Genomic DNA, 20,883 nt, shown 5'->3' with positions numbered 1-20,883 from the left:
CCGCCGGTACCTCCGCCGCCCGCCCGTCAGGCGGGATCCCGCAGGCGGAAGCGCTGGAGCTTGCCGGTCGCCGTGCGCGGCAGGGCGTCCAGGAAGACGATCTCGCGCGGCGACTTGTACGGGGCGAGACGGGCCCGTACGAAGGCCCGCAGCGAGGCGGCCGTCACCGAGTCGCGCGGCACCCCGTCCCGTACCACCGCGTACGCGACCACGACCTGGCCGCGCAGCGGGTCCGGACGGCCCACGACCGCCGTCTCCACGACGTCCGGGTGGCCGAGCAGCACCTCCTCCACCTGCGGTCCCGCGATGTTGTAACCGGCGGAGATGATCATGTCGTCGGCCCGGGAGACGTACCGGAAGTAGCCGTCCGGCTCGCGGACGTACGTGTCGCCGGTGATGTTCCAGCCGTCCCGGACGTACTCGGCCTGGCGCGGATCGGCCAGGTAGCGGCAGCCCACCGGCCCGCGCACCGCGAGCAGCCCCTCCTCACCGTCGGGGACCGGAGCCCCGTCGGGGCCGACGACCCGGGCCTGCCAGCCGGGCACCGGGCGGCCGGTCGTGCCGGGGCGGATGTCGCCGTCGGCGGCCGAGATGAAGATGTGGAGCAGTTCGGTCGCCCCGATGCCGTTGATCAGGCGCAGCCCGGTCCGCGCGTACCAGGCCTTCCAGGTCGCCTCGGGCAGGTTCTCCCCGGCGGAGACGCAGCGGCGCAGCGAGCCGGTGTCCGGCGCGGTGCCCGCGTCCAGCTCGTCGAGCATCACGCGGTAGGCGGTCGGGGCGGTGAAGAGGACGGAGACCCGGTGGCGTTCGACGGCGGCGAGCAGCTGCTTAGGACCGGCCTGCGCGAGGAGCACCGCGCTCGCTCCGGCCCGCAGGGGGAAGAGGACGAGGCCGCCCAGGCCGAAGGTGAAGGCGAGCGGCGGCGAACCGGCGAAGACGTCGTCGGGCGCGGGCCGCAGGACGTGGGCCGAGAAGGTGTCGGCGACGGCGAGGACGTCCCGGTGGAAGTGGACGCAGCCCTTGGGCCGCCCGGTGGTGCCGGAGGTGAACGCGATCAGGGCCACGTCGTCGGCGGCCGTCGCCACCGCCTCGTACGGACCGGACCGGTGCCGCGCGAGGGTGAAGAGGTCCTCGGGGCCGTCCCCGCCGTACGGGGTGACGCGCAGGCCCGGCACCCGGGCGGCGAGCAGTTCGTCCAGGACCGTGGTGTCACAGAGCGCGTGGGTGCAGCGGGCCATCTCCGCCATGACGGCGAGTTCGGGTGCGCGCTGCTGGGCGAGGACGGTGACGGCCACCCCGCCCGCCTTCATCACGGCGAGCCAGCAGGCGGCGAGCCACGGGGTGGTGGGCCCCCGGAGCAGGACGCGGTTGCCGGGTCGGAGGCCGAGGTCGGTGGTGAGGACGTGGGCGATCCGGTCGACCCGGTCCCGTAGCTCCCCGTAGCTCCACACCCCGCCGTCACCGTCGTGGAAGGCCGGCCGGTCCGCGCCGAATCGTTCCAGCGTGCGGTCGAGGAGTTCCGTGCCGCAGTTGAGCCGTTCCGGGTAGGTCAGCTCCGGCAGCTCGAAGAGGAGGCGCGGCCACCGTTCGGGCGGCGGCAGGTGGTCGCGGGCGAAGGTGTCGAGATGGGCCGAGGGCGTCAGCTCCATGGATCCGTCCCCCTGTCGAGGTGGGGTCGTCCGGCGCCCCACGAGCGTATCGTGATGGTGACGACAGTCAACGGTTCGCGACAAGGGTGCCGGAGGGCGCCGTGGCACACGCGCTCCAGGGCGCGGGACGAGGGACGCCCGAGGGCGTCGGAGAGGGCCCACATGCCCGCATTCTCACTCGATCAGGAACAGATCACCTGGTGTGCGGAGCTCCGCGCCCTCGCCGCCGAGCGCCTGCGCCCCCTCGCCGAGAAGGGCGAACCGGGCCGCGTCAACCGGCCCCTCGTCGCCGCGCTCGGCGAGCTCGGCCTGCTCGCCCGCGTCGTCGGGGCGGGCGCCTTCGACCTCTGCCTGCTGCGCGAGTCCCTGGCCCGGGAGTGCACCGAGGCCGAGACCGCCCTCGCCCTCCAAGGGCTCGGCACCCATCCCGTGGCCGCCTTCGGAACCCCCGCGCAGCGGGCCCGCTGGCTCCCCGAGGCCACCGCCGGACGGGCCGTCGCCGCCTTCGCGCTCTCCGAGCCGGGCGCGGGCTCCGACGCCGCCGCCCTCGCGCTCGACGCCGTCCCCGACGGGCGTGGCGGCTGGCGGTTGCACGGCGAGAAACAGTGGATCTCCAACGCCCCCGAGGCCGACTTCGCCACCGTCTTCGCCCGCACCACCCGGGGCGCCGGCGCACGCGGCGTCACCGCCTTCCTCGTCCCCGACGGCCGGCCGGGCCTCGGCGGGGAACCGCTCGACATGCTCGCCCCGCACGCCCTCGGCACCCTCACCTTCGACGGGGTGCCGGTCGGCCCCGAGGACCTGCTCGGCCCGCCCGATGGCGGCTTCCGGGTCGCGATGAACACCCTCAACCTCTTCCGGCCCAGCGTCGGCGCCTTCGCCGTCGGCATGGCGCAGGCCGCCCTCGACGCGGCCCTCGCCCACACCGCCGCCCGTCCCGCCTTCGGCGGCGTCCTCGCCGACCTCCAGGCGGTCTCCCACCGGATCGCCGAGATGGCCACCCGCACGGAGGCCGCCCGACTCCTGGTGTACGCGGCCGCCGCCGCGTACGACGCGGGCGACCCGGAGGTGCCCCGGCGCTCGGCCATGGCGAAGCTGTTCGCCACCGAGACCGCCCAGTACGTCGTGGACTCCGCCGTCCAGCTGCACGGCGCCCGCGCCCTCCAGCGCGGCCACCTCCTCGAACACCTCTACCGCGAGGTGCGGGCCCCCCGGATCTACGAAGGCGCGAGCGAGGTCCAGCGCGCGATCGTCGCCAAGGAGCTGTACGGGAGGGCGCGCACGGCGGGGGAGGGGCCCGCGAGCGCTCCCGCCCCGCACGAGGAGGCCCGGACCCGATGAGCCTGCACCGGCACAACCCCGCAGAACTGTCACCGCCCACCGGTTTCTCGCACGCGGTCACCGCCACCGGCTCGCGGCTCGTCTTCCTCGCCGGACAGACCGCGCTGGACACCGACGGCAAGGTCGTGGGGGAGACCCTCACCGAGCAGTTCGCCACCGCGCTCGGCAACCTCCTGACCGCGCTGCGGCACGCCGGAGGCACCCCGGCCGACCTGGCCCGGGTCACGGTCTACACCACCGACGTCGCCGACTACCGTCTGCACGCCCACGAACTGGGGCGCGTCTGGCGGTCGTTGGCGGGCCGGGACTATCCGGCGATGGCCGTCGTCGGTGTCGTACGGCTCTGGGACGAGCAGGCGCGGGTCGAGCTCGACGGCTTCGCGGTCCTGGACGACCCGCCCCCCGCCTGATCGACTGGAAAGGTGACCGGGGCGGGCTTAGGGTCGAACAGTGGACCGACCGGCCCACGGCTCCTCCCGTGGGGGCGCGATGCGCCATGAACGACCATGAGTAGTACGCCGAAGCCGACGACCCCGGCGGCGACCTCCCCGCGCGGCAGCGGTGGGGACGGCAAGGGCATCGCCCTGTTCGTGATCGCCTCCTGCCAGTTGATGGTCGTCCTCGACATCACCATCGTGAACATCGCGCTCCCGCACATCCAGAGCGCGCTGGACTTCTCGACCACCAGCCTCTCCTGGGTGGTCAACGCCTACACGCTGACCTTCGGCGGCTTGCTGCTGCTCGGCGGACGCGCCGGTGACATCCTCGGCCGCCGCCGGGTGTTCGTCTTCGGCGTGCTGCTGTTCGGCCTCGCCTCGCTGCTCGGCGGCTTCGCCCAGTCCGACTGGCAACTCCTCGCGGCCCGCGCCCTGCAGGGCGTCGGCGGCGCCATCGCCTCGCCGACCTCGCTCTCCCTCATCACCACGACCTTCGAGGAGGGACCCGAACGCAACCGGGCCTTCGGCGTGTTCGCGGGGGTCTCGGCGGGCGGCGGCGCCATCGGCCTGCTCGCCGGCGGCGTCCTCGTCGAATGGCTCGACTGGCGCTGGATCTTCTTCGTGAACGTGCCGATCGCCCTGCTCATCGCCCTCCTGACCCCCCGCCACGTGAAGGAGTCGGAGCGGCACCCGGGCCACTTCGACCTGGCAGGCGCGCTCACCTCGACGCTCGGCATGGTGGCCCTGGTGTACGGGTTCATCCGCGCCGCCCAGGAAGGCTGGCGCGACGCGTACACGCTCGGCTCGTTCGTCGCCGCCGTCGTCCTGCTGGTCCTCTTCGTCCTGGTGGAGCGGCGCTCGCGGCAGCCGATCACCCCGCTGCACATGTTCGCCGACCGCAACAGGGCGGGCACCTACGGCATCATGCTCGGCCTCGCCGCCGCGATCTTCGGCATGTTCTTCTTCCTGACCCTGTTCGTGCAGAGCGTCCTGGACTTCAGCCCGCTGGAGGCCGGCCTCGCGTTCCTGCCGGTGAGCGCGGTCATCGCGGTCGCCGCCGGCTTCACCTCCCAGCTCCTGCCGAAGTACGGTCCCAAGCCCTTCATGGTCCTCGGCTCGCTCTGTCTGGCCGCCGGTCTGTCCTGGCTGACCCTGACCGACGTCCACTCGACCTACGCGGGCTCGATCCTCGGACCGATGCTGGTCTTCAGCCTCGGCATGGGCATGATGTTCGTCTCGCTGACCCTGATGGCGCTGTCCGGCGTGGCCCCCGACGAGTCGGGCGCGGCCTCCGGGCTGCTCAACGTGACGCAGCAGGTGGGCGGTTCACTGGGCCTGTCCATCCTCGTCACCGTCTTCGGCACGGTCAGCCGGAGCGAGGCCGACCAGCAGGTCCCGGCCTTCCTCTCCCAGGCCGGCCCCGCCGAGAAGGCCCGGTTCGCGGAGACCGGGCAACTGCCGCCTCCCTGGGGCGACGAGGTGCTCACCGCCGGTGTCTCGGCCGGATTCATCGTGGCCGCCGCCTTCGCGATCGTCTCCCTCGTCATCGCCCTCGCCGTCATCCAGGTCCGCCCCTCCGACATCGAGCGGCTCAAGGGCGGCGGGCTGATGCCGGGCGGCTGATCCCCTGGGGCGGCCGCAGGGCGGAGCTACCGGGCGGGGCACGGGCGGGGCACGGGCGGGTTAATGAAAACGATTGTCATGCTGCTATGGTCATCGGCACACCCGCCCCCCGTGCCCTTTGAGGACCCCCGTGTTCCGCCTGCCCGAAACCCGCCGCACGCCCCGACGCGGCCCACTCACCACCGCCCTCGCCCTCACCACCGCGGCGGCGACCCTGCTCACCGGCTGCTTCGCCGGCTCCGGCGGCGCCCCCGGAAGCGAAGGACGGCCGGGGAACGGCGGCGACGCGGCCTCCGGCGGACGGATCCGCGTCGCCATGATGCAGCCGCCCCGCTCCGGCCTCTCCCCGCTCTCCGACGACGCCTTCAAGCTCTCCCGCTGGTCCACCGCCGAGACCCTCGTCCGGCTCGACCCCGACGGCAACGCCGTCCCCGCCCTCGCCACCGCCTGGCAGCGCACCGGCCGGACCTGGACCTTCACCCTCCGCGAGGGCGTCACCTTCCACGACGGCACCCCCCTCACCGCCGAGGCCGTCGTCCGCTCCCTCACCACCGCCGCCCGGGCCGCGCCCAAGCCCCGGATCCTCGACGGCGTCGAGCTCACCACCCGCGCCACCGGACCCGGGACCGTCACCGTCACCACCGCGGCCGACGACCCCCTGGTCCCCCAGCGCCTCAGCTCCCCCCAGCTGTCGATCCTCGCCGCCAAGGCCTACCGCGGCCGGACCGTGAACCCCGTCGGCGCCGGCACCGGCCCCTTCGTCCTCGTCCGCGCCGACGGCACCGTCTCCGCCACCCTCGACCGGTACGACCGCTACTGGGGCGGCCGCCCCAAGGCCCCCGGCATCGACGTGCGGTACGTCCCCGACGGCACCGCCCGCGCCGCCGCCCTGCGCAGCGGAGAGGCCGACATCGTGGAGGCCGTCCCCGTCTCCCAGGCCCGGCTCCTGGATCCCGACCTGATCACCGAGGTCCCCATGCCCCGGACCAACACCCTCTACCTCAACACTCGCCGGGGCCCCTTCAAGGACCCCGCCCTGCGGGCCGCCGCCCGCCGGGCCGTCGACGCCCGCGCCCTCGTGACGGGGGTGTACGAGGGCCGCGCCGACCTCGCCCACGGCCTCCTCGGCCCCGCCCTGCCCTGGGCCGCCGAGCTGCGCCGCCCCGTGCGCCGCCCGGACGCGCCCGCCGCCCCGCGCGGCACCACGGTCACCCTCGGCACCTTCACCGACCGCGCCGAACTGCCCGAGACGGCCCAGCTCCTCCAGCAGCAGCTCCGGAAGGCCGGCTTCACCGTCGAGCTGGACATCCGCGAGTACGCCCACATCGAGGCCGACGCGCTCGCCGGGAAGTTCGACGCCTTCGTCCTCTCCCGGGCCACCGTCCTCGACTCCGGCGACCCCGCCGCGTACCTCTACAGCGACTTCGCCTCGGACGGCTCCTTCAACATCTCCCAGCTCGCCGCCCCGGCGGTCGACCGGGCGCTCACCACCGCCGCCGGCACCCCGGCCGGCGACGCCCGCCGCCGCGCGGTCCTCGACGCCGAAGCCGCCGTCCTCGCCACGGACGCCGCCGTGCCGATGCTCCACGAACGCGTGATCCAGGGCGAGGCCGCCCACGTCGTGGACGCGGCCCACGACCCGCGCGAGCGCGAACTCGTCACCGCCCGCACCCACCTCCGATGACCGCCCGGACGACGGCCCGCCCCTCGGGTCGGCGCCCGGCCCCGGGGACCCTCCCGGCCGGCCCCCCGGCACCCGGAGCCCGATCATGACCGGCCGCCCCCGACTCCGCGAACCCCGCTCCCCCCTCCGCCCGTCCGCCCTCGCCGCCCCGCTCGCCCGGGCCGGCGCGCTCGCCGGAGTCGTCGCGGCCGTCGGCCTGCTGCCCTGGCTGTCCGGGAAGGACCCGGCGCTCAGCCTGCTCCGGGCCCGGTCCGCCGAACAGGCGCCCACGCCCGAGGCGCTCGACGCCATCCGCGCCGACCTCGGCCTCGACGCCGGCCCCTGGGGCCTGCTCACCGGCTGGGCCGGCCGTCTGCTCCACGGGGACCTCGGCGTCTCCTGGGTGTCCGGCGCCGAGGTCCTGCCCTCGGTCACGGCGGGCCTCGGGGTCTCCCTGACCCTGATGGGCGCGGCCCTCGTCGTCGCGCTCCTCGTCGCCGTGCTCGTCGCCGCCCCCGCGCTCCTGCGCGGCCGGGCCACCACGGGCACCGTCGCCGCGACCCTGACCTCGCTCCCCGAGTTCCTCCTCTCCCTCGCCCTGCTCGTCGTCGCCGGGGTCTGGCTCCGCCTGCTCCCCACCTCCGGCTGGGCCGGCCCGGCCCACCTGGTGCTGCCCGCGCTCGCCCTCGGCGTCCCCGCCGGGGCACTGCTCGGCCGGCTCGTCGCCGACGCGCTCCCCGCCGTCCTGGACGAGCCGTGGGCCGAACTGTGGCGCGGCGCCGGCACCAGCGGGCGCCGGATCACCGCCGCCGCCCTCCGCCGCGCCCTGCCGGCCCTCGTGCCGCAGGCCGCCCTGGTGGTCGTCGGCCTGACCGGCGGCGCCGTCGCCGTCGAAACCGTCTTCGCCGTCCCCGGCATCGGCCGCACGGCCCTCGGCGCGGCCACCTCCCAGGACCTCCCGCTGCTCCAGGGCTGCGTCCTCGCCCTCCTGGGCCTGGGCCTGCTCACCGGCGCCGCCGCCACCCTCGTACGCCGGCGCCTCCTCGGACCGGTGCTCCGCGCGTCCGGTCTGAGCCTGCCGTCGCCGCGCCCGGCGCGGACCTCCGCCCGGACGCCGCTGATCCTGGCGGCCGTCCTCGCCACGGTCATCGGCTGGGGCCTGCTCCGCGACCCGTACGCCGTCGACCTCGCGTCCCGGCTCGCCGGCCCGTCCGCCACGCACCCGCTCGGTGCCGACGCCCTCGGCCGCGATGTCCTCGCCCGGCTCGGCCACGGCGCCGCCGCGACCGTCGGCACCGCCGTCGCCGTCACCGCGCTGAGCTGGCTGGTCGCCCTCGTCCTCGGCTTCCTGCCGGGTACGGCGGCGGGCCTCGCCGACATCGCCAACGCCCTGCCCCCGGTGATCACCGGCCTCCTCGTCGCGGCCGTCACCGGCCCCGGCACGGGAGCGGCCGCGTTCGCGGTGACCCTGGTGTCCTGGCCGCCGCTGGCCGCCCACGCCGCCGCTCTCGCCGAGGAGATACGGGCCTCCCGGTTCCTCGTCGCCCAGCGGGCGCTCGGCGCCGGACCGTGGTGGATCGCCACCCGGCACGTCCTGCCCGCAGTCGCGGGCCCCGTCGCCCGCCACGCCGCCCTGCGTCTGCCCGGTGTCGCCCTGGCCCTCGCCTCCCTGGGCTTCCTCGGCCTCGGCGCCCGGCCGCCCTCGCCCGAGTGGGGGCTGCTCCTCGACGAGTCCGCCGACTACGTGGAGCGCGCCCCGGTCGCGGCCCTCGCCCCCGCCGTGGCCCTCGCCCTGCTGGCCGCCCTGGCCGCCCGTCTGGCGGGCGGCACCGCCCGGTTCCGCCGTGCCCCCCGCCGTACCCCCCTCAGGAAGGCCCCCGCCCGTGCCGACGCCGCCCCCGACACCGCCACGCTCCCGGCCTGAACCGCTCCTCACCGTCGAGGGCCTGCGGATCTCCTTCAGCGGCACCGAGGCCGTCCGCGGCGTCACCTTCGAGGTGTACGAGGGCGAAGTCCTCGCCCTCGTCGGCGAATCGGGCGCGGGCAAGTCGCTGACCGCGCGGGCCTTGCTCGGCATGGTGCCCCGCGCCGCCACCGTCACCGGCCGCGTCCTGCTGCGCGGTGCCCCCGTCACCCCCGCCGACCTCGGCCGCCGCATCGCCCGCATCCCGCAGGACGCCCAGTCGGCGCTGTCACCCGTCCACCGCGTCGAGGACCAACTCGCCCTCGCCGCCCGCTCCGTACGGCCCCTGCGGCGCGCAGCGGCACGGGCGCTGGCACGCCGGGCCCTCGCCGAGGTCGGCCTCGGCCCCGAGGCGGCCGCGGCCCGTCCCCACGCCCTCTCCGGCGGGATGCGGCAGCGCGCCGTCATCGCGACGGCCCTCGTCAACGGCCCCGAACTGGTCGTCGCCGACGAACCGACCACCGCCCTCGACCCCGAGCGGCGGGAGCAGATCCTCACCCTGCTGCGGGAGCGCTGCGCCGACGCCGGGGCGGCGCTCCTCCTCGTCAGCCACGACCTGGAGGCGGTCCGGCGGCACGCCGACCGGGTCGCCGTCCTGCACGCCGGACGCGTCGCCGAACTCGGGCCCGCCGCCCGCGTCCTGACCCGGCCCGCCGCCCCGTACACCCGCGGCCTCCTCGCCGCCCTCCCCACCGAGGACCTGCCGCACCGCTCCCGGCTGCCCGCCCCCGACGGCGCCCCGCCCGTCCCCGGCGCGCCGGGCTGCGCCTTCGCCCCGCGCTGCCCGCGCGCCACCGACCGGTGCCGCGCCGAGGAACCCGACCTGAGGACCGCCGCCGGGCACCGGGTCGCCTGCCACCACCCGTACACCGAAGGGGAGGCGGCGTGAACGCCCTGCTCCAGGTCCGTGACCTCGTCGTCCGGTACGGCGCCCGCCGTGCCGTCGACGGGGTGTCCTTCGACGTGGCGGCGGGCGAGACCGTCGGCCTCGTCGGCCCCTCCGGCTGCGGCAAGTCCACGACCGCAGCCGCCGTCCTGCGGCTGCTGCGCCCCGCCGCCGGATCCGTCCGCTTCGACGGCACCGAACTCACCACCCTCGGCGCGAGCGCCCTGCGGGCCCTGCGCCCCCGGTTCCAGCCCGTCTTCCAGGACCCGTACGCCGCCCTGAGCCCCCGCCGCCGCGTCCGCGACCAGATCGCCGAACCCCTGCGGATCCACGGCCTCTGGTCCCGTGCGGACGGCCCGCCGCGGGTCGCCGAACTCCTCGACCGCGTCGGCCTCGACCCCGCCCTCGGCGAACGGCTGCCGCACGAACTGTCGGGCGGCCAGGCCCAGCGCGTCGGGATCGCCCGCGCCCTCGCCACCCGGCCGGAGCTGCTCGTGCTCGACGAACCGACCTCCGCGCTCGACCCGTCCGTACGCGCCGGCATCCTCAACCTCCTGACGGACCTGCAGGACACCCTCGGTGTCGGCACGCTGTTCATCTCCCACGACCGGGCGGCGGTACGCCACGTCTGCGACCGCGTCCTGACCATGCGCGAAGGACGACTCACCGCGTGACCCCGCTCGCCCGCCTTCTCACGGCCAGCCAGTTCGCCTTCAACGCCGGCTTCTACGCCGTCCTGCCCTACCTGGCCGGCCACCTCACCGGCGCCCTCGGTCTCGGCGGCGCCCTCGTCGGTCTCGTCCTGGGCCTGCGCACCTTCAGCCAGCAGGGCCTGTTCGTCATCGGCGGCGCCCTGACCGACCGGTTCGGCCCCCGGCCCGTCGTCCTCACCGGAGTCACGCTGCGGATCGCCGGGTTCGTGTGGCTCGCGTACGCGACGAGCGCGTGGACGGTCACGGGGGCCGTGGTCCTGGTCGGCTTCGCCGCCGCCCTCTTCTCCCCGGCGGTCGAGTCGGAGATGGCCCGCGAGGCGCTGCGCGCCGAACGGGCCGGCGGCCCCCGGCGCACCCGCACCCTCGCCCGCTTCTCGGCCGGCGGCCAGGCCGGCGCCCTCCTCGGCCCGGTCCTCGGCACACTCCTCGTGTACGGGGCGGGTGACGCCTCCTTCCGTGCCGCCTGCCTCGTCGGGGCGGCCCTGTTCGCCCTCGTCCTCGCCGCCCACGCCCGGCTGATGCCCCGCGGCGGCGGCACCCGGGAGCGCCACGGCACGGTCCGGCGCCGCGCGATCCTCCGCGACCACCGCTTCCTCCGCCTCGCCCTCGCCTACTCCGTCTACCTCCTCCTCCACAACCAGCTCTACCTGGCCCTTCCGGCCGAACTCGACCGCGTCACCGGCTCCCAGGCCGCACTCGGCTGGTTCTTCGCCCTCTCCTCCGCCCTGGTCGTCCTCGGCTCGGGCCCCCTGGAACGCCGGGCCGCCGCCGTCCTGGACGCCCCCGCCATGGTCCGGGCCGGCCTGCTGCTCCTCGCCGCCGCGTTCGCCGCCGGCGCCGCACTGCGCCCCCTCGGCGGGCCCGGCGCGGCCCTCACCCTCACTGTCCTGCTGACCCTGGGCCAGATGCTGATCCTCCCGGCCACCCGCGCGCTGCTCCCCGACCTGGTCCCATCCGCCCACCTGGGCCTGGCGACCGGCGCCCTCTCCTCCCTCGCGGGCCTCACGGTCCTCGCCGCCTCTCCCCCCACGGCCACCCTCCTCACCCTCCCGGGCCCCACCCCCTGGCTCCTCCTGGCAGCCCTCCCCGTCCTGGCGATCCCGGCGGTGCCCTCGGCACCAGCGGTCACCGCGAAGGCGCTCACCCGGGCATGAGGAAGCCCCCGGCTCCTTCCGAAGGGAGGAGCCGGGGGCAGTGGAGCGCTTCCTAGATGTCCCGGAAAAATTCGGTGGGTCTGTGACCTGCCGCGACCCATCTCCCTGAGTGAGTGACCTGAGCAGATCGTCTTTCGACTGTTTTAGGGTCATGCCCGTTGACCCGGCCGAAAGTCCCAGAGAAGTCCCAGAGGGCTTCCATCGGGCGTGGTCGTGGCTCTCGCCCAGCCCCGCGCTACTCGTGTTGCGTCAGCCCGGGACCCAGGAACGGACTGGGGTTGCCGTGCCAGAAGACATCCACACTGTCCCGAGCCCGGGTGGCCGCCACGAACAGCAGCGACCGGGCCCGCTGCATCTCGTGGCGGTACCGCACCGGATCGCCCGTGCGCAGCCGGCTCACCGCCTCGCGCGGTACCAGGCCGTCAGACACGCCCGCGATGATCATTCGCTGGTATTCGAGCCCCTTGAACCGGAACATCGTGCCGATGTGCACGCCGCCGTCGCCCTGCGGGCCGTCGGCACGGATCTCCACCGGCCGGATGCCGTGCGTGGCGAGCGTGTAGCCGATCTCGGCGGCCATCTGGTTCGTCGGCACGCAGATGGCGATCTGCTCGTGCGGAATGGCCAGATCGGGGTCGGCGTCCCAGCCCGCGATGAGGGCCGCGATGCCTTCCCGCTCGGCGGTCCAGTCCGGGTAGGGATGCCCCGACGGGTGCCGTCCGCTGAGCACGGACCGGTAGCCGGCGAGCGTCTCCTTGTCGCCGTCGAGGTCGTCGTAATCCGTCTCGCCGAGCACGTCGAGCGCGGAGCGGAGGATCTGGCGCGTCGTGCGGTAGCTCAAGCTCAGTTTCGACGACCGGCCCCGGATGTTGACGCCCAGGCTGCCCAGCGTCACCTGGTTCTTGTAGATGCGCTGATGGGTGTCACCGACCAGGAACAGGTCGTCCGCCTCTCGGGGCGCCATCGCGCGCAGCATCTTCCAGTGCGCCGGGCGCAGGTCCTGGGCCTCGTCCACCACGATGTGCCGGTACCGGTACCGGTAGCGCAGCCAGCCGCCCGAGCCGTCCGCGACGTGGATGTTGTCGAGGCCGCCGGCCTCCTCCCGCTGCCGCGCGAGGGAGAGGATCCGCTGTTCGCGGCCCATCTCCAGGCGGGCGGCGCGCTCGGCGACCTGGTCCCACGTCTGGCGCCCGAGCCGGTCCAGGCGCTGGGTGAAGCGTTCCGCGAGCTGCCAGATCTCGGCGCGCTCGCCCCGGGTGACGTTCCGGCCGCGTCCTGCCCGCCGGGCGCGGAAGTAGTCCGTGCGCGTGGCGACGGCCTGCCCCAGGATCACCTGGGTCCATTCGTCGTGCAGGAACTCGGGGTCCCAGCCTTCCTCGCCCAGCTCGTCGAGCAGCGCCCGCCATTCCCGTACGGCCTGGCTGTCGTCCATCACCTGCTTGCCGCTGCCCGGTTCGGCCTCGCGCACGATGCGCAGCGCCAGCTGGTCGACGTGGCTGACCTCGACCCGGGCCAGCAGTTCCTCGCCGCCCAGCTCCAGCAGCCGGGACCGGAGATCCGCGGCGAGGTTCTTGTTGTAGGTGGTGAGGAGGACCGGCTTGTCGCGGCCGGGCGGCAGCTGCCGCACCAGATGGCGCACCCGGTGCAGGGCGACGATGGTCTTGCCCGTGCCGGGGCCTCCGCCGACCCGGGCCGGGCCCGAGTAGCGCCGTTCCACGAGCTTGGCCTGCGTGGGGTGGAGGAAGACCTTCCAGCGGCTGAAGTCGCCGCCTTCCAGGGCCTCGCGGAGGGCCTCGTCGGAGGTGGTGACGACCGTGGCCGGGCGCTGCGCCGCGGCCTGGAAGTCGTCGGGGTCGACCGGCTCGGCGACGGCGACGGGCGTCGTCACCTGGTCGAGGACCTCGTCGTACGCCTTGCCGTCGAAGAGCGCGAGCAGGACCTCGCCGGTGAGCTGGGGGGCGTACTCGACGAGGCCGAGGAGCTGGTCCTCGGTGGTGAGCGTCCGGATGACCGGGAGCAGCGGCTCGGCGACGCCGAGATCCGACAGCTGGGCGTCGGTCCAGGCCGCGAAGAGCTCCTGCGGCTTGGCCGCTTCGGGCGCCGGGGCCTCAGGCGCGGCCGGCGCGGGAAGCCTGCGGAGGACGCTCTCCTCCACGACTTCCAGGTCGACGTACTCGATGCCACCGGTGACCTGGTTGACCTGCGCCGACAGCCGGTCGTAGACGTCCTTGCGGTGCTTGACGGAGACGATCAGCCAGTCGTCCTCGGCGAGCCGGATCAGCAGCGCCCGGTAGTCGTCGCTGACGCGCGCCGACCACAGCCGGCTGTCTCCCTTGAGCTGCTGGAGCTTGAGGCCGGTGGTGTGCGGGTTCGTCTTGAACTTGTGCTGGAAGTCGAAGAAGGCGCCCTTGACCGTGCGGGGGAGCTTGAGGATCTCCTTGTCGGCCTTGTCGAGCAGGCGCAGCGTCACGCCCGAGGCGGTCATCGTGTGTGCTCCCCGTCACTGGTGCTGTCGTGGTTCGTGTCCCGGCTCCGTCCGAGCAGCCGGGCGGCCAGTTCGGCGGCGTCCCAGGCCGTCGCCGTACGGACGTCCCAGCCGGCCGTCGCGAAGGCCTTGTCCCGGTCCGCGGCCTCGTGGTCGGGTTCCGGGCCGTCGTCACGGGCGGCGAGGACCACGCCGACGCGGGCCGCGGGCCAGGCCAGTTCGGCCTGCCAACCCCGCTCGTCGAGCTCGTGACCGTCCTCGGGCGCGGGCACCCCGGCCTCCGCCAGGGCCAGGGCCAGCTCGGCCAGGCCCGGCTCGTCGGGATCGAGGAATTCGAGCACCGGGCCCCAGCCCGGGTCCCGGCCGGACACCGTTGCCGCGACCGGCTCGGCGGCCGCTGCCGTCACTCCGGCGGAGGCCGCGGCAGCGGCGACCGCGGCCGCCGGCGTGCCGTCCCGGACGGCGCCGACCTCGACCGCCGCCGACTCGGCCGCGACCGGCGCCGACTCCTCCCGGGGAATCTCGGCCCTGGCGGACTGCAGCCATCCCTCGCCGCCGGTCACGGTCAGCGCTTCGGTGGCGAAGCCGTCGACGAGGCTCGTGGTGAGCTGGGCGCTGTCGCCGCCCCCGTGGTCCAGGAACTGCAACACGTTGCTCCAGTACAACCAGGCCCGCCAGCGCCTCCGGTGGGCCCGCGCATCGGCCATGGCTTCGGTGCTGTCGTCGAGCACGGTCAGGCCCGTCCACACCGGCGGGGTGCGCCGGCCGTCCGCGGCCAGGACGAGCCGGCAGCCGGAGGCGTCGGGCCCGTACACCAGCCGGACCGGTCCCGCCGGACCCGTGACCGCTCCGCCGCCCAGCGCCGACAGCAGGTCCGGCCCGAGGCCGTCCGTCCCGAGGGCGGCGGCGCGGACGCCGGCCGCGCCGACGAGTCCCGCGGCGACGGCTTCGGCCCGCCGCTGCCAGCGTGCGGCGTCGGGCCTCCGCAGATAGGCGAGCAGGAGCCGGGCGGGGTTGACCCAGACGGCGTCGGACAGCTCGCCGGGCAGTCCTCCGCCGATGCGGCTGTAGTAGTCGCGTGCCCGGTTCTGCGCGTCCGCCGGGTAGGGCTGCCAGACCGGATCGGCCGGGCCCGCCGCCGCGTATCCGGTGTCCCGTACGTGCTCGCGCCATTCCTTGACGTCGTCGTACGACAGCTGGAACACCCGCAGCCCCTCGCTGCGCAGACCGGTCCGCTTGGTGGCGTCGTCGGCCAGCCGGTTGTGCTCGGGGGTCGCGTGGTAGGCGAAGCCGTCGAGGTACACCGCGACGCGAGGGCCGGGCGCGTCGAGGCGTTCGAGGAGTATGTCGGGCCGGGTGCCGTCCAGCGCGCGCTGCTGCGAGACACGCCAGCTCACCGTCGCCCCGTCGTCACCCGTCAGCCGCAGGTCGAGCGCGTACGTGCCGGCCGACGTGGTGTACGCGTCGGCGGTGGCCCCGGAATCGGCGAGCCTTGCCCACTCCTGGAGCGTCTCGATGAACAGGATCTCCAGATCGCTCTCGGCCTGCCGCTCCAGCGGGATGTGCCGGGTCGTCGCGACGGGTGAGGTCCGCCAGCGCGAACCGTCCTCGCCGAGGAGGTCCTCCAGCATCTGCCGCACCTCGTTGCGGCTGACCTTGTCGTAGTCGGCGGCCGGCACGCGCCGCAGCAGGCACTGGTGGCAGCCGTCGAGACCCTTCTCGCGGCACCCGCAGTCCTCGATGACGTCCCGCGCCTTGAGCAGCACGTCCCGGAAGCCGTCAGCGGACGCGAGCCGGTGCAGATAGCCGGTGCCTCCCGGGAGGCGGTCGTAGACCACGAGGAACCGCCGAGGCCAGTCGGAGCCGTCGGCGCCCAGGTGGTCGGGCATCGTCGCCTCGGCGATGTCGATGTGGTCGGGATCCCCGCCGTACTGGGCCGCGATGCCCGCGAACAGCGCGGCCGTGAACGACGCGAGGCGTTCCTTGGCGCGGGCCACGGATGCGGGCAGCAGGATGCGCACCGCCTCCGTGGTGAGCTCGTGCGCGAGCAGCAGCGGCACGTCCTCCCCCTTGCCCTGCTGCTCGGCCGGTCCGGCCGCGGGTGCTTCCCTGGTGCGGCGGCGCGGGCACCACAGCAGGTGGTGGGCGGCGGCCGCGGTGCTCGCCGCGCCGGAGTCCGTCAGCGCGTGCTGGGGCACGTCCACGACCGGGCGGCCCTCGGCCGTCGCGCCGCCGCAACCGGTGCACACGTAGAAGGGGTTGAGCCGCACGTCCGCGCCGGCGAGCGGCACGGTGCTGCTGCCCTCCTCCCGGTCGAGACCCAGGTTGAGCGTGCGGATCTTCGCGTGCCGGGTGAAGTCCACGCCGAAGACGGCCGTCTCGTGCCGCCACGACCCGGGGGTGATCCGCTCCGGGTCGACGTCGACCGTCGTCAGCACCGCGTAGTGCCGGCGGTCCCGCTCGTCGCGGTCGTCCCGCACCCGGGCGTCGTCCCGCTTGTCACGGGAGACGACGCGCCGCGGCTGGAGCACGTACTGCACGCAGCCCGCGTCGGCGATCTCCCGACCGCCGCAGCGGGGACACGGGCTGGTGTCCTTCCTGGCGTCGTGCGTACGGACGTACCCGCACGCCGGGCAGAGCCGCCACTCGGCCCAGGCCCGTCGGTCCGGGGTGCCCACGTCGAGCGCGCGCACCACGTGCCGGTAGCCGTTGACGTAGAAGCTGTTTCCGGGGGCCAGTTCGGTCAGGGCGAGCTTGCGGGAGCGCTCGTAGTCCCGCGTCTCGCTGCGGTACACCCGCTTGGCCGGGTCCCCCGCGGGGTTCTCCGGCCGGGTGTCCTCCTCGTCGTCCGGCGTCTCCGTCCAGTACAGCGTCGCTTCCAGCTGAGTGGTGGTGTCGGTGAGGCTGTAGTTCGGCAGCAGTCCGAGCTCCACCAGGGTGCCGTGCGCGCTCGACTGGCTGAGTTCCCGCAGCAGGTCGCCCGCGCTGCGCCGTGCGGCGAGCAGTTCCCGGCGTTCGCGGTCCTGGACGACGTCCGTGCGGACCAGGTGCTCGGCGGCCTCGTCGATCGCGGCGATCCTGCGCCGGAGCTCCTCGCGTCGGCCGGTCCAGTCCTCCTCCGCCTCCTGCAGCGCCCGGACGATGCCGCCGGTGGCGTACGCCCTGAGCTCGTCCGCCGCGTACGGCGACACGCCGCCGTCGGCATCGTCACCGCCACCCGGGAACAGGGCGAGGAACTCCTCGACCAGCGTGGCGCCGTGGGTCTGCGCGGCGTCCGCCAGGTCCTGGCACCAGCCCGTGGTGCCGAACAGGGCGGAGGACAACCGGGGCACCGGCGGCAGGAGTTCGCCGTCGGAGGTCCGCAGCCCGCCGCTCGCCGCGAGATCGAGGAGCCGGGCCGTGTACTGGCGGCGCAGGATCTCCACGGCCGACAGGTAGCAGCCGGGAGGAAGGATCGTCCCCGCGATCATCTCCGACGGCTCGTCCAGGTAGTACAGGTCGCGGGCGCGGCGCCCGCCGAAGGCGACCACCAGCGCGTTGCCCGTACGGCGCCCCGCACGGCCGGCCCGCTGCACGTAGTTGGCGGGGCCCTTGGGCAGGGACCCGAGCAGCACGGCGGACAACTCCCCGATGTCGATGCCGAGTTCCAGCGTCGGCGTGCACGACAGCACGTTCGGGTCGGTGTAGTGCGTGCCCGCCTTGAAGCTGCGCTCGACGCGCTCCCGCTCCGGTCTGGTGAGCATGCCCGTGTGCTCCGCGGTGACCACGCGGAACGTCCCGCCGGTCAGGTAGAGCCGGCGGTAGTAGTCGCCGGTGTAGTCTCGCTCGTGGACCGCCGAGCCGAACCCGGACGTGCCGGCCCCGCTGTGCGGCACGCCCGGCTGGGGCGGGGTCAGCAGTCCCTTGCACCGGTAGCGCGGGCACGGGTGTCCGTACCAGCGGGTGCGGCGCTCCGGCGCCACCACCTGCTGCCAGCCGCAGTCCTCGCAGCTGACGAACGCCTTGTTGACGACGGCGTCGTCGAGCAGTCGTGCCTCGATGTGCCCCGGCTGCAGTCCGTAGAGCCGTGTCTGCCGGTCCCGGGCGGTGCGCACCGCGAGGACCCGCTCGTCGGCGAGGGCGGGCAGCAGCCGCCGCAGGTACTCGGTGGCGCCGGCGGCGTCCAGGCCGAGACAGCGGCGGGTCCAGTCCTGGTACCAGCCCAGCCGGCCGGTGATCGCGTCGAACTCCGACCTGTCCTTCTGCCCGTCCAGCAGGAAGCGGGGCGGAGCCACGCCTTCGGGGAACGCGGGCATGCCTTCCGGCCGGCGGCCGGAGATGAGGTACCGGTTGGTGCCGGCCTCCTTCATCCAGGTGTCGAGCCACCGGTGGTGCACCGCGCCCCGCAGCCGCAGCCGCTCCAGCAGGCCGCGGACGTAGGCGAGGTAGCGGTCGGGCGTGGGCAGCCCGCCGGTGACGAGGAGCTGGCCCCGCAGGGCCAGGTGGATGTCGCGGGCGAGCGCCGTGACGCGCTCGGGGTCCGCGACGACCACTTCGGCCGCGGCGGTCCGCGTCAGCTCCAGGGTGCGGCCCATGCGGCTGCGCAGCCCGAACTCCATGACGGTGGCGAAGGCGAGACGCTCGCCGATCAGTTTCCACGTCCGCGCGTCGCCGGTGCCGCGTCCCGACAGGAGCCGGTCGACGCCGGGCTCGTCGTGCAGGTCGGGAGGCACGACGGCGGCCAGCGCCTCGGGGTCGTCCACCGACTCCAGGACGTGCCCGATCAGGTCGTTGAGCGCGGTCGGCGCGCCCGACTCGTCCAGGTTGTGGGCGAGCAGCGAGCGCAGCGAGAACTTGTACGAGGCGTTCGCGACGTATCCGGCCCGGTGGGCGGCGTCCTGCGTGGAGTCGTTGAAGAGCAGCGTCTTGCGCTCCTCCGGTACGAGCGCGATGTCGCCGCCCGTGAACAGCTGGGTGACGGTCGCCGAGGCGAGCGCCGCCTGCGCGGTGCCGAGGAAGCGGATGCTGTTGTCGGTGTGGCAGGCCGGGCAGCGGTCGTCCTTGGCGGCCCGGTCGGCCGACTTCTTGTCGAGCACGGCCAGCGCGAACCAGGCGTCGATCAGGTCGCCCGCGTCCGACGGCGTCGGCAGCCGGTAGGTGCCCTGCCCACCGTCGAGCACCACCACCGACAGCGGGTCGACCCCGCCGCCGTCCGACGGCCGTGCACCGGTCAGCGCGTCCAGCGTCTGCTGCCGCTCGCTCTGCGTGGCGGCGATGAAGTAGCGCAGGCGCCGCTTGTCCCGGCCCACGGACGCCCGCCAGATGCGGTCCTGGGCCATGACCAGCCGCTGCGGGTCCGCCTCGGGGGACAGCGCGGCCCAGCCGGAACGGCCGCAGTTGCGGCAGTACACCGCGGGCAGATGAACCTCGGCGGGCCGGACGGCGGTGTCGGCCCCGGGCAGCGGCTGCGGCCGCGCCGAGGCCGAAGGCCAGCCGCCGGACGACCCGTCGGGCTCCTCGTCGGTGACCGGGGCGGCGTGCAGCGCGGCCCGGCGGGCCGCGGTGCGGTCGTCCTCGTACCAGCGGAACTCCGGGGCCGCCCCCACGCCCCGCAGCACCCGGGTGACGGGCCGGACCCACAGGTGGGCCTCGATGTGCAGCAGCGGCCGGGGCCGGCGCTCGTCGGACTCCGGGTCGCGCGCCGCCGACAGCAGGGCGACGAACCGTGACAGCGCCTGGAGCACGAGCTGCGGGTTCTCCCGCGCGGTGCGTCCCCACGCGTATCCGAAGCGGGCCAGCCGGTCCCGCAGCCCCCACTCGTCCAGCGGCTCCCCGCCGAGCAGCGACAGCACGCCGTGGGTGAAGTCGTGGCGCTTGAGCAGCCGCCCGATGCGGAAGGCGTCGAGGCCGGCGCGGCCGAGCAGCCGCTCCGCCAGCCCGTCCAGGTCCAGCAGATCGGGCTGGGCCTCCACACCGGGACCGCCCGAACAGGCGATGACCTCCTGCGGCGTCGGCGGCTCGGGCAGCTCGTAGTCCACGGCGCCCGTGAACTCCTCGGCCGACATCCGCTCCTCGCCGACCACCGCGTCCGCCGGGAAGGGCATCCCGAACACCCGCGACGCCACGTCGAGGATGCCGCCGGCCTCCTTGCCCACGGTGCCCGCCGGCCCCTCGCCCAGGGTCGCCGACGTCGCCACCGGGCAGATCGACCCGAGCGGCCGGCCCGGCCGTGACGCACCGGTCGCCGCGGCCAGCCGCCGCAGCAGCATGGCCACGTCGGTGCCCTGCGCCCCGTCGTACGTGTGGAACTCGTCCAGCACGACGTACGTGAGGTCGGCGCCCTCCCACAGGGAGCGGTCCTCGCCGCGCTGGAGCAGCAGGTCGAGCATCTTGTAGTTGGTGATCAGCACGTCCGGCGGCGACACGCGCATCTCCTCGCGCCGCATCATCACCCGGCGGAAGTCCGTGTCGGGCCGGTCGCCGATGTACAGACCGGCCGTCACCTGCGCCAGCTCGGGCCGCGCCAGGTAGTCGCCGATGCGGCCGGCCTGGTCGGTGGCGAGCGCGTTCATCGGGTACAGCAGGACGGCCTTGACGCCCCGGTTGCCGCGCGCCCGCTCGCGGCGGCAGTGGTCGAGCACCGGGATCAGGAACGACTCCGTCTTGCCGGAGCCCGTCCCGGTGGTCACCAGCGTCGGCAGGGCCGGACCGTGCAGCGTGGACAGCCGCGCCCACGCCCGGGCCTGGTGCCGGTACGGGGCGAAGCCGGGGAACCCGGCCGTCCACTCCAGCTCCCGCTGCCAGCCGTCGTCGGCCACGTGGAACGGCGTCCGGATCCGGAGGTACGGACCCCGGAAGATCCCCGTCTCGGGATGCCCGAGGAAGCGCTCCAGGGCACGCCGGGTGCCCTCGTCGGCGAGGGCGTACGTCGTCGTGAGGTACTGCGTCAGACTGCCGCGCAACTGGGCGGCGGCCATGGTGGGCTTCACG

Annotated in this window: 11 protein-coding genes; 8 read left to right on the top strand and 3 right to left on the bottom strand. The window is 74.8% G+C overall.

Annotation, left to right across the window (positions count from 1 at the left end; genetic code table 11):
- Positions 1 to 26: 26 nt before the first annotated feature.
- A complete protein-coding gene (locus ABTY40_RS09300; RefSeq protein WP_352058951.1) occupies positions 27 to 1,649 on the bottom strand; it encodes an AMP-binding protein in 1,623 nt (540 codons plus the stop codon).
- A 162-nt stretch (positions 1,650 to 1,811) separates the two neighbouring features.
- On the opposite strand from ABTY40_RS09300, the gene ABTY40_RS09295 reads away from it, so the two are divergent.
- The 8 genes from ABTY40_RS09295 (at position 1,812) to ABTY40_RS09260 (ending at position 11,429) form a co-directional block, all read left to right on the top strand.
- Entirely contained in the window at positions 1,812 to 2,990 is a 1,179-nt protein-coding gene (locus ABTY40_RS09295) for an acyl-CoA dehydrogenase family protein (RefSeq protein WP_352058950.1), read from the top strand.
- Positions 2,987 to 3,400 carry a RidA family protein gene (locus ABTY40_RS09290; RefSeq protein ID WP_352058949.1) on the top strand — a complete coding sequence of 138 codons (414 nt, stop codon included), beginning with the start codon at positions 2,987 to 2,989 and terminating at the stop codon, positions 3,398 to 3,400. Before ABTY40_RS09295 ends, ABTY40_RS09290 begins: the two co-directional genes overlap by 4 nt.
- A gap of 96 nt (positions 3,401 to 3,496) precedes the next feature.
- Positions 3,497 to 5,050 (top strand): MFS transporter, encoded by a 1,554-nt coding sequence (locus ABTY40_RS09285; protein ID WP_352058948.1) that lies wholly within the window; start codon positions 3,497 to 3,499, stop codon positions 5,048 to 5,050.
- A gap of 139 nt (positions 5,051 to 5,189) precedes the next feature.
- The gene (locus tag ABTY40_RS09280) at positions 5,190 to 6,734 is read left to right on the top strand and encodes an ABC transporter substrate-binding protein (RefSeq protein ID WP_502990537.1); all 1,545 of its coding nucleotides are present in this window, start codon (positions 5,190 to 5,192) and stop codon (positions 6,732 to 6,734) included.
- Between the two features lie 85 nt (positions 6,735 to 6,819).
- Positions 6,820 to 8,637 carry an ABC transporter permease subunit gene (locus ABTY40_RS09275; RefSeq protein ID WP_352058946.1) on the top strand — a complete coding sequence of 606 codons (1,818 nt, stop codon included), beginning with the start codon at positions 6,820 to 6,822 and terminating at the stop codon, positions 8,635 to 8,637.
- Complete coding sequence (locus ABTY40_RS09270) at positions 8,597 to 9,565, top strand: ABC transporter ATP-binding protein (RefSeq protein ID WP_352058945.1); 969 nt, start codon at positions 8,597 to 8,599, stop codon at positions 9,563 to 9,565. The genes ABTY40_RS09275 and ABTY40_RS09270 overlap by 41 nt, the downstream gene beginning before the upstream one ends.
- The gene (locus tag ABTY40_RS09265) at positions 9,562 to 10,236 is read left to right on the top strand and encodes an ATP-binding cassette domain-containing protein (RefSeq protein ID WP_352058944.1); all 675 of its coding nucleotides are present in this window, start codon (positions 9,562 to 9,564) and stop codon (positions 10,234 to 10,236) included. The genes ABTY40_RS09270 and ABTY40_RS09265 overlap by 4 nt, the downstream gene beginning before the upstream one ends.
- Positions 10,233 to 11,429 carry an MFS transporter gene (locus ABTY40_RS09260; RefSeq protein WP_352058943.1) on the top strand — a complete coding sequence of 399 codons (1,197 nt, stop codon included), beginning with the start codon at positions 10,233 to 10,235 and terminating at the stop codon, positions 11,427 to 11,429. The genes ABTY40_RS09265 and ABTY40_RS09260 overlap by 4 nt, the downstream gene beginning before the upstream one ends.
- A gap of 235 nt (positions 11,430 to 11,664) precedes the next feature.
- Here ABTY40_RS09260 and ABTY40_RS09255 read toward each other — a convergent pair whose 3' ends face one another.
- Positions 11,665 to 13,914 carry a UvrD-helicase domain-containing protein gene (locus ABTY40_RS09255; RefSeq protein WP_352058942.1) on the bottom strand — a complete coding sequence of 750 codons (2,250 nt, stop codon included), beginning with the start codon at positions 13,912 to 13,914 and terminating at the stop codon, positions 11,665 to 11,667.
- Positions 13,911 to 20,882: a DEAD/DEAH box helicase gene (locus ABTY40_RS09250; RefSeq protein WP_502990536.1), complete on the bottom strand. Its 6,972-nt coding sequence runs from the start codon at positions 20,880 to 20,882 to the stop codon at positions 13,911 to 13,913. Before ABTY40_RS09250 ends, ABTY40_RS09255 begins: the two co-directional genes overlap by 4 nt.
- Between the last annotated feature and the right edge of the window lies 1 nt (position 20,883).

The organism is Streptomyces sp. NPDC126503 (genome assembly GCF_040302405.1).
GTDB lineage: Bacteria > Actinomycetota > Actinomycetes > Streptomycetales > Streptomycetaceae > Streptomyces > Streptomyces gulbargensis.
The sequence above is the reverse complement of the archived record's forward strand: the minus strand, read 5'-3'. Positions and strand labels throughout refer to the sequence as shown.

Bases quoted from the DNA above. Each gene is read 5' to 3' on its own strand.
- ABTY40_RS09300 (WP_352058951.1), bottom strand. From the start codon at position 1,649: ATGGAGCTGACGCCCTCGGCCCATCTCGACACCTTCGCCCGCGACCAC.
- ABTY40_RS09295 (WP_352058950.1), top strand. From the start codon at position 1,812: ATGCCCGCATTCTCACTCGATCAGGAACAGATCACCTGGTGTGCGGAG.
- ABTY40_RS09290 (WP_352058949.1), top strand. From the start codon at position 2,987: ATGAGCCTGCACCGGCACAACCCCGCAGAACTGTCACCGCCCACCGGT.
- ABTY40_RS09285 (WP_352058948.1), top strand. From the start codon at position 3,497: ATGAGTAGTACGCCGAAGCCGACGACCCCGGCGGCGACCTCCCCGCGC.
- ABTY40_RS09275 (WP_352058946.1), top strand. From the start codon at position 6,820: ATGACCGGCCGCCCCCGACTCCGCGAACCCCGCTCCCCCCTCCGCCCG.
- ABTY40_RS09255 (WP_352058942.1), bottom strand. From the start codon at position 13,914: ATGACCGCCTCGGGCGTGACGCTGCGCCTGCTCGACAAGGCCGACAAG.